Annotated in this window: 9 protein-coding genes; 2 read left to right on the top strand and 7 right to left on the bottom strand. The window is 64.7% G+C overall.

From position 1 onward, the window contains the following. From VGH54_RS22190 to VGH54_RS22175, 4 genes are all read right to left on the bottom strand, one after another. On the bottom strand, positions 1-898 hold an 898-nt coding region (locus VGH54_RS22190; protein WP_331514256.1), incomplete at its 3' end, for a serine hydrolase domain-containing protein. Continuing rightward, positions 895-2,379 (bottom strand): biotin carboxylase, encoded by a 1,485-nt coding sequence (locus VGH54_RS22185; RefSeq protein ID WP_331514255.1) that lies wholly within the window; start codon positions 2,377-2,379, stop codon positions 895-897. The genes VGH54_RS22190 and VGH54_RS22185, both read right to left, overlap by 4 nt. A 236-nt stretch (positions 2,380-2,615) precedes the next feature. Next, positions 2,616-4,037 (bottom strand): NAD(P)/FAD-dependent oxidoreductase, encoded by a 1,422-nt coding sequence (locus VGH54_RS22180; RefSeq protein WP_331514254.1) that lies wholly within the window; start codon positions 4,035-4,037, stop codon positions 2,616-2,618. Continuing rightward, on the bottom strand, positions 4,034-5,839 hold the full coding sequence (locus VGH54_RS22175) for a DUF3556 domain-containing protein (RefSeq protein WP_331514253.1): 1,806 nt from the start codon (positions 5,837-5,839) through the stop codon (positions 4,034-4,036). Before VGH54_RS22175 ends, VGH54_RS22180 begins: the two co-directional genes overlap by 4 nt. A gap of 136 nt (positions 5,840-5,975) precedes the next feature. Here VGH54_RS22175 and VGH54_RS22170 point away from each other — a divergent pair, with 136 nt between their 5' ends. Continuing rightward, positions 5,976-7,268 carry a PucR family transcriptional regulator gene (locus tag VGH54_RS22170; protein ID WP_414688767.1) on the top strand — a complete coding sequence of 431 codons (1,293 nt, stop codon included), beginning with the start codon at positions 5,976-5,978 and terminating at the stop codon, positions 7,266-7,268. 52 nt (positions 7,269-7,320) lie between these two features. On the opposite strand, the gene VGH54_RS22165 is transcribed toward VGH54_RS22170, so the two are convergent. Beyond that, positions 7,321-7,470, bottom strand: coding sequence for a hypothetical protein (locus VGH54_RS22165; protein ID WP_331514251.1), 150 nt, complete (start codon positions 7,468-7,470; stop codon positions 7,321-7,323). Positions 7,471-7,770: 300 nt separating this feature from the next. On the opposite strand from VGH54_RS22165, the gene VGH54_RS22160 reads away from it, so the two are divergent. After that, positions 7,771-8,343, top strand: coding sequence for an HdeD family acid-resistance protein (locus VGH54_RS22160; RefSeq protein WP_331514250.1), 573 nt, complete (start codon positions 7,771-7,773; stop codon positions 8,341-8,343). A 10-nt stretch (positions 8,344-8,353) separates the two neighbouring features. Here VGH54_RS22160 and VGH54_RS22155 read toward each other — a convergent pair whose 3' ends face one another. Both VGH54_RS22155 and mdlC read right to left on the bottom strand, forming a co-directional pair. Continuing rightward, positions 8,354-9,568: a helix-turn-helix domain-containing protein gene (locus VGH54_RS22155; RefSeq protein WP_331514249.1), complete on the bottom strand. Its 1,215-nt coding sequence runs from the start codon at positions 9,566-9,568 to the stop codon at positions 8,354-8,356. Between the two features lie 57 nt (positions 9,569-9,625). Next, complete coding sequence (gene mdlC / locus VGH54_RS22150; RefSeq protein ID WP_331514248.1) at positions 9,626-11,239, bottom strand: benzoylformate decarboxylase; 1,614 nt, start codon at positions 11,237-11,239, stop codon at positions 9,626-9,628. Positions 11,240-11,702 lie beyond the last annotated feature (463 nt).

Here is an 11,702-nt window from a genome sequence, read left to right as displayed (position 1 = left end):
CCACCATCGGCATTAACGCTTGCCTTTCCGACCCGAACCGGATCAGGTCGGAAAGGCAAGCGTTAATGCCGCCGTCGAAAAAGCCGGTCCCGGCCGCGTCTATGCCGATGGTGGCGTCGCAACGGGCGCCGATGCGGCTCCACAGCAGTTCCGACATCAGCTCGGGCATCCGCTGGCCGCCGCCGACCTCGCAGATCCAGCCGAGTACGTCGGTTTCACACGAGCGATATTCGAACGGGCCGCCGTGAGCCGACTTCTGCCGCAAGGTCAGCAGGAAGTCACGCAACGTGGAAGGGACGTCCGGACTGCTCCGGGGTGCCCACCCCATCGCCTCGTCGAGGAGGTGTATCTCCGCCGTCGGGTGAAGGTAGTTGTCTGAAAAGGCGATACCCGACCTCATGTCCAGCAGGTGGCGCACCGTCGCACCGGTGTAGCCGCAATTCGCCAAGGCGGGAACATATTTCGTGACCGGCGCGTCAAGCTCGATCGCACCGGCCCCGTGCAGCGCGCCGACCACGGCTGCCACCAGCGACTTGCTCACCGAGAACAGCAGGTGGCGGGTCTGGGCACCCAAGCCGTCGAGGTACTCCTCGGCCACCATCGAACCGCGGCAGGCGACGGCCCACCCGTCGGTAGCGGTGGTGGCCATCACCGCGCCAACGGTGGTGGCCACCCCGCCAGTGGTGGTCACACGGATCTCGGCCATCGGAGCACTGGCCGCGGGCAACGCCGCGGTCGGCCCGGTCCCGCGCGAGATTACCGCGGTCGGCACGAAGTCTTCGACGTGCTGGAATGACCATTTCGAATATGGCTCTAACAGCCAGTTGTCCAGTGAGATACCCGCAGGGGGGCGATCAGGTCCGTTGCCGACCGAGCAGTCCGGGCGGCCGCTGCTCACGCGCGAGCGACGAGCCGCGAGACGATCGGCGCGGCCGGCGACAGGGGTGTTGAGACGAACTTCGCCTTCATGCCCTTGACCCAGCGTTGGCAGCGTTCGGTCAGCCGGTAGTCGTTGGTCTGCAGGTGTCCGCGGGTGACCAGTACGCCGAGTTGGGCGCCCTCCGAGCGTAAGTCGCCAGGCGCGGCGACCCGCATGTAGAAGGCCTCGGACCCATCGAGCAGCGTGGCCCAGTCGTTGGCGGGCCGCGCAAAGGACACACGGCCGTCGTCGTCGATGCGCCACACACCGGTGCGTGGCGTCGCGGTGAAGAGCTCGATATCCGGCGAGGTCTCGTTGATGATCACTTGGCCCCAGACCTCGTCCTCGCCATAGCCCCGCTCCCAGCGCGAGTTGATCTCGTCGATGTCGAGCTCGTATTCCACGTCCATGTATTCGAGCAGGTGGAAGAGGAACAGCGGCATGTCGGCGTAGGCCTCGGTGGTCAAGTTTGTCATCGGGCTGGCGCCACTCAAACGGGGGTTCACCTCCCCGAGGTAGAGCTCGTCGGAGTCCAGGTCGTGCAGAAGGTCCACCTCGAAGTAGCCGCGGTATCCCTCGCGGCTCAGGACGCCACCCAGCTTTCGCACCATTTCCCGCGCGGCGTGCGTTTGCTCCGGCGGCAGCACCTCGCGCCAGATGTCATTGCCGCACCAGGCGCCTTTGCTCGAAGTTAGCTCGGCATAACCGACGAGACTCGTCATCGCGGGGCCGATCACCGTGCCGTGGCGGGTAACGGCGCCCTCAATGCATACCTCGACATTGCGGATGCGCTTCATGACTTTCATTTCCGGCTGCCCCGCCACGTCACCGGCGCAGTGGTCCCAGTCGGCCTGGCCGCGTACAAAGAATGTCCCGCTACCGGCGTTGCCATAAGGAATCGAGACGACGAGGTCATCTCCCAATCCGGCATCCTGCGCGAGCGTCAGCAGTTCGTCGTAAGAGCCGGCCCGACCGATCGCGTGAGGCACACTCGGCACGCCCGCCTCGTCGGCCAGGCGCGTCATGACGGTCTTGGAACCCAGGCGATCGCGCATCTCCACCGAGGGGTGCATGACCTCGAGACCCGCCTGCCGTGCGAGCGCCTGCGTCTCTCCGTCCATCATCACAAAACAGGCCATGCCGCCGGGCCCTCGGCCCGCGATGAACTCCAGTGTCTCGGGATCGGACAACAGGTGATTGCACACGTCGCCCATCGAGTCGAAATCACGGCGGTCGCGCCGGCGGGGCACGAACACGCGCGAATGTACGCCCTCAAAAGAGTCAAAGTAGGTCAGGTAGAAGAAGTTTCGTACCCACCGGTCGATTCCCAGCAGGTTGAACGGGGTTGGCGAGATGAAGTACAGCGGCACGGCGTTGGTGTGAAAGAACGCACGTACGTCCGAGATGCCGTTCAACACGCGGCGTGGTTCGGGCTCAGGGCCGCCGGCGGGCACCATCACGCCAGCCGCGCTGACGTCGACGTCTGGGCCCGGCGTAGGGGCCACGACGGCGGCAGGGGTGCTGCGAGCGCGACGGCGTTGAGATGACATCGGTCCATGCCACAAGTGTGCACTTATCCATGGCCGTGTGGAAGCGCGGAGCGCTCCAACGTCGGCCTACTGCTGCAAGTGGACGGTGGTGGCAAGCCTGAGGCAACCCCGTGCTGCCCGGCGCCCGCTTCGAATACAGCAACGCGTTACGCCTGCCGCGCCAGGTAGCCGAGCGCGAGTCCGGCCGCATTGGCCCCGCACATGCCGTGGGCGCCCGGGCCGGGGGGAGTGGCCGCAGAGCAGATGTACATGCCGCGTAGTCCAATAGTGTATGGCGACAGCGTGGTTCGCGGCCCAAAGGTCAGCTGACGGATGTCCTTGGCGCCGGTCATGATGTCGCCGCCGACGTAGTTGGGGTTGTAGGAAGCGAATTCGGTTGTGGTCCGGACGGCGGTCCCGACGATCCGATCCCGGAAACCGGGCGCGAAACGCTCGATCTGAGCAGTGATCGCCGCGGTTGCGTCGCCCGAAAAGCCGTTCGGCACATGGGCATACGTCCACACCGGGTGAACATCGCCGACTGAGCGTTGGGGGTCGGCCAGATACTGCTGGCCGACCAGAACGAACGGCCGCTCAGGCATGCGTCCCGCGTGGATCTCCCGCTCGGTTGCGGCGAGTTCGGAGTAGGTGCCGACAACGTGCACCGTGCCCGCCCGACGCGCGTCCGGGTTCGTCCAGGGCACGCCGCCGTCGACGGCGAAGTCGACCTTGAATGCACCCGGACCGCGCCGGAATTTAGTGAAGGCACGCGAAATTCGGCGGGGCAGCCGATCGCCGAGGATGCCGGCGACGGCCTCGGGTGCGAGATCGAACATCCTGACATCTGCCGGTGGCAGCTGCGACGCGTTCTCGATCCGGACTCCCGTCTCGATCTTGGCGCCCAGGTCGGTCAGCAGCGCCACCATCGCGTTGGCGATCGACCGTGATCCGCCTTCGGCCACCACCCAGCCATGCCGGTGGCCGGCCGCGATGATGCCCATCCCGATGGCGGAGGTCATCGGGTAGTGCAGTGGCCGGAAAGCATGGGCCGCAACGCCTCCGAACAGGGCACGGCCCTCCGCGGTGCGGAACACGTGCGCGAACGTAGACGCTGGAAGCACCGTGGGTGCGCCGAACCGGGCCAGCATCAGCGGGTGGTGCGGGATCCGCAGCAGCGGGCCCATGATGTCCTCGTTGAGCGCGTCGAATCGCGACGCCGAGTAACCGAAAGCGCGCTGCCAGCGAGACCCGTCGCGACCGAGGCCGGCCGCGGTCTGCTCAACCGAGCGGTGCAGCACCCCGGCGCCGCCGCCGTCGAGCGGGTGGACACAGTCGACATCCGGCCAGAGCCAGGTCAGGCCGTAGCGGTTTAGGTTGAATTTGCTGAGGAACGGTGAGCCGACGGCCATCGGGTGGATCGCCGAGCAGTGGTCGTGCAAGAGGCCGGGAAGGATCGCTTCGCTGCTGCGGGCGCCTCCGCCGACCTCGTCGGCTGCTTCGAGGACAGTGACCGAAACACCTTCGGCTGCAAGGGCTATGGCAGCGGCGAGCCCGTTGGGGCCGCCGCCTACCACTAATGCCGTGCTCATGTCAGCGCTCCGTGACCGTGGTCTTGGTCCTTGCGGACGGCCGGGTTGCTGTCGCGCAGGGACCATCCCACGCTAGTCGGGATCGGACCGTTGGGCAGCCAGGGCTGCTCGGCCACCGCATCGGCCACCTTCCAGGTGCCCCGCTCGATCACCCCGAGCGCGGCGTCGATCAGCTGGTAATGCTGCACACCGCTGCCGAAGGCCTCCGACTCGACCCAGGCGACGACGCACTCGCCCGGCTCGAACGCCGCTTCGCGCTGTACGGCCTGGATCATGTCTGCATCGTGCAGGTGCCCGTCGCCGAAGTTAAACCCGGTCAGGGAGTTGCAGATGAACTCGCCTTCGCGCACGGTCCGGGTGTCGATGTCGGGCAGGTGGGTCAGCAGCAGCGAGAAGAGACCGCGGCCCTGGCTGTGCATCGTGCGCCACGCGATGGTTCGCTGCGCGGTGATCTCGGCCCATTGCGGTTCGTAGCCGAAGTCGATGAACTGGTCGACCTGGTTCCGCGCCGATCGGGTGACCCGGTCGAGCTTCGCCTCCGCGCCCGGCGCGAAAGCCCACACCGCGGAGGCCCAGTTGCCGGCGTACTGCCGTAGCGACGGCAGGAAGGAGACCTTGTCCGGTCGCAGGTTGCCCAGCACCGGGAAGAACAGCAACGCGGCGGCGATGACGAGAGCCAGCCAGGGCGGCGACATGTTCCACGGGGCGTATCCGTTCCAGTTCGGGAAACCGAGGAACAGGAAGACCGTGGCGTAGGCGAAGACCACGTTCCATTCCAGCGGCACCGCAAGCGGGAAGGTCGAGATGATGAACACGTGGAAGCCCACCATCAATAGCGCCGCGGCCAGTGTCAGCCATTTGTTGGTGGAGAAGAACAGAACCAGCGGGGCCGCAATTTCCACCGTCGTGCCATTGACGTGTGCCATGAAGTCGGCCAGCCGCGACGGCCGCAGATTGCGCGGGAAGCCTCGGTAGTGGGCCTTCCGCACCCATTTGGGCGCGAAGATCGTGTTGCTGACCATCGGCGGAATGACGTTGGCGAAGTGCTTACCGAACTTCGAGAAGCCGGCGCCGACCCACACCAGCACGATCAGCATCTTGAGCGCGATGATCATGTCTGTGAACGGCAGAACGGCGAAGAAGAACAACGCCGGGAAATACTGCTCGCCGCGGGCGGCCAGGAAGATGGTCTTGTCGCGCAGACCGATCAGCACCAGTAGCACCAGCGGGGCCACCAGCAGCGCGGGATTCACCAGCCCAGATATGTTGGCCGGCAATGCTTTCGACAGTGAATCGCTGTGCACGCCAGGCTCCAGCAACGCGACGGTCAAGCTCACCAGCAGTGCCAGGTAGAGCCCGATATCGAACCAGTTGCGTCGGTCGCCGCTGGTAAACGGTACCCACTTCCACGGCCGCAGCCGGATGGTTCCCGGTCGCATCCAGAAGAGGATGCCGCCGGTCATCGGCTTGATCTTGCCGGCCAGCGGACCCCACGATCCGGCGATGCCGATGGTTTCCAGTAGCACGGTCCACAGGATGACCTTCTGGTAGACGATCGGTTGGTTCCACCACTGCGACACATGCCAGAAGGCGGGCAGTCCCGACGTCAGAGTCGCTACCGTGATGCCGCCGATCGCGAAGAACACGACCAGCTTCACGATGTAAATCGTGTGGACCATCCGCGGTGCGCCGAAGCCGTTCTCCGCCCATTCGACGGCCAGAATCCGCATTCGCTCCATCAGCGGCTTTTTCAGGAAGGTGTCCGGATCAACGTCCGGGAGATAGGGCTTGATGAATCCCATGTGTCTGCGCTCCTTCTGACCTTCGTTGGTGAGAGTGTGCACAACATTAGGAATGGCCCGGCCGCAAAAACAGTGGTCGCTCGACGAAGATGTCCGCTCGAGTTGTCCCCGGAAGACAATCGCAGGGTTTACCGTCATGGATGTGACAAAAGCGCAGGCAGGCAGCGACACCGAGGTCAGCCGTCACGTCGCCGAGACCGCGGAGCGACTCCATAATCGCCTGGCCGAACTGGCGTCAGGCATGCACAGTTTCCTCGAGGCGAAGATCCCCGAGCTGCGCGGCGACGAACGGGTGACGGAGCTTTTTGCGCCCAGTGTCGAGGGCAACATCGACACGGTGTTGCGTGCGTTGCGCTACGGCATCGACGTGGAACGCATCGAGGCCCCCACTGCGGCGTTCGAGTATGCCCGGCGATTGGCACAACACGGGGTGCCGGTCAACGCGTTGGTTCGCGCCTATCGGCTTGGCCAGCGGTTGATGAACGAGCTGGTGTTCAGCGAGGTGCGGCTGATCGACGTCTCGGATCAGACCAGGTACTCGGTCATCGAGGCGATCTCCGGCACGATCTTCGAGTACATCGACTGGATTTCGCAGCAGGTCGTCGTCGTCTACGAAGACGAGCGCGAACGCTGGCTGGAGAACCAGAACAGCCTGCGCGCTCTGCGGGTTCGGGAGGTGCTGGCTTCGAGCATGACCGTCGATGTCGACGCCGCGTCAACGTCGATCCGCTACCCGTTGCGCTGGCACCACCTGGCGCTCGTGATGTGGTACCCAGATGCCAGTGCTGACGGCAACGAGCTCGGCCGGTTGCAACGATTTCTGCGCGACGCGGGCGAGGCCGTAAGCGCGGGCGGCGCACCGGCTTTCGTTGCCGCGGACCGGAGCTGCGGGTGGGGCTGGCTGCCGTTTCGCGGGGTGGTGGACGAGGCAGGTGAAAAAGTCCGCGAGTTTGCTAGCGCGCGTACGAATTCACCGAGCGTGGCCATCGGAACGATGGCAGGTGGTGTGGAGGGATTTCGTCAGTCACACCGCGACGCCGAAAGTGCGCACCGCGTCGCAATGATCGCCAAACGGCCAGAGCCGACGGTGATTTCGGCGACGGATCCGGGCCTGTCGGTCGTGGCGCGTCTCGGTGCCGACGTGGCCGATACCCGTGACTGGGTGGCCTTGATACTCGGTGATCTCGCCATCGACAACGAGAACGACGCGCGGCTGCGTGAGACGCTGCGGGTATTCCTGAGCTGCGGCTCGAGCTACAAGACGGCCGCCGAGGAACTCAACTTGCACTTCAACTCGGTCAAGTACCGAGTGGGTCGTGCCGTGACGCGGCGTGGCCGGGAAATCGGCAGCGACCGGCTCGACGTCGAATTGGCGCTGCTCGCCTGTCACTGGTACGGCGCCGCGGTTCTGCAGCCGGATGCCCCATAAACCAGTCGGGTCGCACCCTTGTGGGGTGCGGCCCGACTGGAGTGGACGGACGTCAGGCGGCGGCTGGGACGGCGAAGAAGCGGCGAGACGCGACGGCACCGGCCGGTCGGTGGTTGCCCTGCATGACGTTCACGATGGTGACGGCGGCCGGGATGAGCACGGGGGACAGGATCATCAGGAAGATCATGAATGGGACCAACATGGCTATTACCTACTTTTCTTTCCGGAGGATTCGGTTGGATGTGTTGTGACACTTGCTGATTCGAGATCATCTAGTTGTCCAACTACGCTGCGTTGTGTTCGTGATGAAATGTAGCTAGACCAATGCGGCGCGGCGACGTCGTGAACCAACCAACTTCGGACGCATCGTTGTCTTCCGGCGACAAAGAAGCCGTTGGCAGCCGTGGCCTCGGCCCCGCATTGTTCGTAGTCCCTTTGTCAGGCGGTAAATTGTGTCGCCAGGAACAATGTCGTCGCGTCGGCCGCGAACTAACGTTTTCGTATGACAACCAGCGAAAAGACCGTTTTCGAAGGTCCATTGCACCAACTCGCTCGTAACACGTGGCAGTTGCTACTCCTGATCGGCGTCCTGGGCGTGGCCCTCGGGGTCATCGTGCTGGCGTGGCCGGGCAAGACACTGTTGGTAGCGGGTGTCCTGTTCGGTATCTACTTGGTGGTATCCGGAGTCGGGTACGTGTTCGCCGCTTTCGGCTCGCACGCCGGCGCCGCGATGAGAGTGCTGTCGTTCCTCACCGGCGTGGTATCGCTCGTGCTGGGGTTCTTCTGCTTCCGCGACAAACTCGAATCGATCCTGCTTTTGGCCTTGTGGATCGGCATCGGCTGGCTGTTCCGCGGGGTGACGCTGCTGGCGGCGGCAATGTCCTTCGATCACATCCCCGCACGCGGCTGGCAGGTGCTCTCCGGGGTGATCATCGTGATCGGTGGTGGGGTGCTGATCATCTCCCCGCTGGATTCGATCGCGATCCTGACCTTGGTCGCCGGCTGCTGGCTGATCGCCATCGGCATCGTCGATGTCATCAGTGCATTCCTGGTTCGCCACCGGCTGAAGGCCTGACCTGGCGGGCTCAGGGCAGGCGCTGCTCGACCTCGAATGCCAGGCAGAGTTCGGCGATGTCGAGGGGCCGGGACAGCGAGCGGTCGGTCAACTCCTCGATACGGCGCAGGCGGTGCCGCACGGTGTTGGGATGACAGAAGATCTTCGTCGCGGTGTCGTTGGCGGAGCCGCCCTCCTGCAACCACGCCTGGAACGTGTCGAGCAAGATCGTGCGCTCCGCGCTCGGCAGTTCTATCAATCGGCGTAGCACCGACGACCTGATCTTTCCCATGACTTCCGGGGCGCTCACCGCTGCGACGGCAAGCGGGGTGTCCTGGAACGCCGTGATCAGCGAGTCGGCCGACGGCTTCCCGGTGACCGCCAACCGGGCGAATCGCAGCGCCTCGCTGGTTTCGGCTAAGTCGTCAAACGGCGGGCTGATGCCGACCCGGACGGTCGCGACCTGGCGGAGCGTGTTCGTCAACGTGTTGATTGTGTCGCGTATCCGCACGTGGACGATGCCGACGTGTAAGTCCGGCAGCAGCCGCCACGCCGACCGGATATCGCGGGCGGCGAGCTTGTTTTCGATCGCGGGCAAGCCAAGTTTTCCGATGGCCGGCAATCCGGCCGCGACGACGACGTACGGCCCCGTGGTGGGCAGCCGGAGCAAATCGGCTGCCTCCCATAGGCTCTGGCTATCGGTTATCCGCCGAGACAGCAACGCCTCGACCAATGCCGACCGTTCTTCCTCCTGCTCGAGGATCTGCGCGGTTAGCTGCTGACGGTAGGCACTGGCCATCGCCTGGGTGAAGGTGTCCTGCGCAATGAAGACGCGGGCGGTGGCGTCCAGAATCGATTCGGTGGGTACGCCCGCGGCCCGGCCGACGGCGAGGGTTTCCTCCCACATGAACCGGAATCCGATCCGGTAGGCGGTCATCAACGCCGGCAAGGGCAATCCGATAAGCGCGCGTGCAGTTCCGGTGTGCTCGGCGGGCGAGACGTCGACGTCCGCGTGCCCCGAAAGCGCGTGGAAGACGAACGTCAGGTTCGCCGCACAACTTGCGGCGACTTCGTCTTTCGTGACGACGGTGCCGTCGCGGTACGCGTCGATCTCGCGAAACAGCCGATCAGCCAGCGCCTGGCCTAACTCGGGGGCACGAGCCAGCATGAGCTTGCTGAGCTCGATGATGTGCGGATCGGGTTCGGCGCCCTGCCGGACCCCGCCGGCGTGCGATACCGCGCTCATAACCCGAAACCTTATGCCCGGCCGCTGCGGGGATGTGAGTGGTTAATCAAAGTGACTTCAGCCCAGATGAGCGGCCTGCACTTTGGTCGGCACCACGATCACGGTGGGCCCGTCGGCCTTCAGCGCAGCATTGAATTCATGGGCGAGCTTTTCGCAGTTGTCCACGTTGACCGCGTGGCACCCGAAACCCGTTGCGATGGAGGCGATGTCGAGCCCAGGCAAGTCGAGTGCCGGCACGCCGGGTGTCTTTTCCAATACCGCGAACGACTTCAGGATCGAGTATTCGCCGTTGCGCATCGCGACGAACACGATGGGCAGCTTGTGTTGGGCGGCGGTGTAGAGGGCCTGCACCGAGTATTGGAACGACCCGTCGCCGATGGTGGCAAGCACATGGCGTTTGACACCACGGGCGCGGTCGCCCAGCGCGACGCCCACCGCCGCGGGCAACCCCCAGCCGATACCGCCGCTGGCAGTGGCGAAAAACGACCCCGGCCGGGTGCTGGGCAGGAATCGCAGTTGTTGAGCCATCGTCGACGTCGATTCGGTGACCAACGGCGAATCGGCGGGCGTGATGGTTCTCAGGGTGGCCCACACCGCATCCGGCTCCAGTGGTGCCGACCCGGTTACGTCAACGGCGGCAGTGTTCGCCTGCTTGGCCGGGACCGAGCGATCACTGTGATCGTCGACCAAGTCCACCAGCTGCTCCAACGCCAGCAGAGTGTCACCCAGCACGCTGTCTCCGACCGGCGCCGCACCAGCCAGTCCCGGATCGGCGGTGATCTGCAGCAGTTCGGTGCCCTCGGGCAGGTATTCGCCAGCCACGTAGGGGTAGTACCGGAAGACCTGCGCCCCGATCACCACAACCAGGTCATGGCCGTGCAGCACGTCGGTGACACCGGCGATGGTCATCGGCAGCTGTCCCTGGAATAGCCGGTGATCCTCGGGGAACGACGCGCGGTCGGGCAGCGGGCCAGCGTATACCGGCGCTCCGACCTTCTCCGCGAACGCCACACCGGCATCCCAGGCGCCGCTGCGATCGACTTCAGGCCCGAAGACCAGAGCCGGCCGCTCCGCAGCGTTAATTCGCTCGGCAAATGTGCGCAGCCGGGCGGCATCAGGGCTGACGCGATGACTGGCCGTGCGGATCACCGCCGGCCCCAGCGCGGGTTTCTCCCAGTCGTCAAGCGGGATAGACAAAAACACCGGCCCGGCCGGTGGCTGCAACGCGACCGTGTAAGCCCGCATGAACGCCGCTGGCACATCCTCGGCGCGCTTGGGCTCGTACGCCCACTTGACCCACGGCTGCGGAAACACCGTTTCGTCTTTGTTGGTCAGATATGGCTCGCACAGCGCCATTTCGCGGGTCTGCTGACCGGCCGTCACGATCAGCGGTGTGTTGCCCTTAGCCGCGGCCACCAGGTTGCCCATCGCGTTTCCCATCCCCGCGGCGGTGTGCACGTTGACCAGGGCGGGCTTGCCGGTGGACTGGGCGAATCCGTCGGCCATGGCCACCACCGACGCCTCCTGCAATCCCAGGACATAGGTGAAGTCGTCTGGGAAGTTCTTCAAGAACGTCTCCTCGGTTGAGCCCGGGTTACCGAACACCGTCGTGAGCCCCAGCTCACGAAGCAGGTCGTACGTCACCTCGTGAACGGATTTCTTATCAGTCATCGCGGTTGTCCGCCCTTTCGGCCTATATGAGTCTCGTCAACGCGTTTCTGATCGCGCGTTGATACCCAACACTTCACTCCAACCAGCGCATGGTTGTCGATGTGTGCGGCAACAACGTCGAACCCCGGCCGATGTCGCGGGAAACAATCGCCTGCTTGATCCGATGTCGCCCGTCGGAAACCATTGGCTGACAACGGCATCTGCGGTGCTTCCGGCAGGTTCCAGTAGGCCTCCACGACGTTGTGGCCAGGGGGTTCACCCGGCCGCAATTCGACGGCGAAATCCGCCATCAGCTGTTCGTCATCACACCGAGGCGGCCAGGTTGTTGTGCCCGCCGACATTGTCGCGCTAGTTCGCCGAGAGCAGGATTGGAATCCTCGGGACAGCCTAAAACCGGGCAGCCGATTAGATCCGCAGAGGTACACCATGACCAGCCTGAGCGCCAATCTCTTCGCATCCGCAG

Source organism: Mycobacterium sp. (assembly GCF_036488105.1).
Classification (GTDB): domain Bacteria; phylum Actinomycetota; class Actinomycetes; order Mycobacteriales; family Mycobacteriaceae; genus Mycobacterium.
This window is presented reverse-complemented; position numbering and strand designations above follow the sequence as displayed.

What these genes read in the sequence shown, in the direction of transcription:
- VGH54_RS22180 (WP_331514254.1), bottom strand. Translation starts at nt 4,037, where the DNA reads ATGAGCACGGCATTAGTGGTAGGCGGCGGCCCCAACGGGCTCGCCGCT.
- mdlC (WP_331514248.1), bottom strand. Translation starts at nt 11,239, where the DNA reads ATGACTGATAAGAAATCCGTTCACGAGGTGACGTACGACCTGCTTCGT.
- VGH54_RS22155 (WP_331514249.1), bottom strand. Translation starts at nt 9,568, where the DNA reads ATGAGCGCGGTATCGCACGCCGGCGGGGTCCGGCAGGGCGCCGAACCC.
- VGH54_RS22175 (WP_331514253.1), bottom strand. Translation starts at nt 5,839, where the DNA reads ATGGGATTCATCAAGCCCTATCTCCCGGACGTTGATCCGGACACCTTC.
- VGH54_RS22160 (WP_331514250.1), top strand. Translation starts at nt 7,771, where the DNA reads ATGACAACCAGCGAAAAGACCGTTTTCGAAGGTCCATTGCACCAACTC.
- VGH54_RS22165 (WP_331514251.1), bottom strand. Translation starts at nt 7,470, where the DNA reads ATGTTGGTCCCATTCATGATCTTCCTGATGATCCTGTCCCCCGTGCTC.
- VGH54_RS22170 (WP_414688767.1), top strand. Translation starts at nt 5,976, where the DNA reads ATGGATGTGACAAAAGCGCAGGCAGGCAGCGACACCGAGGTCAGCCGT.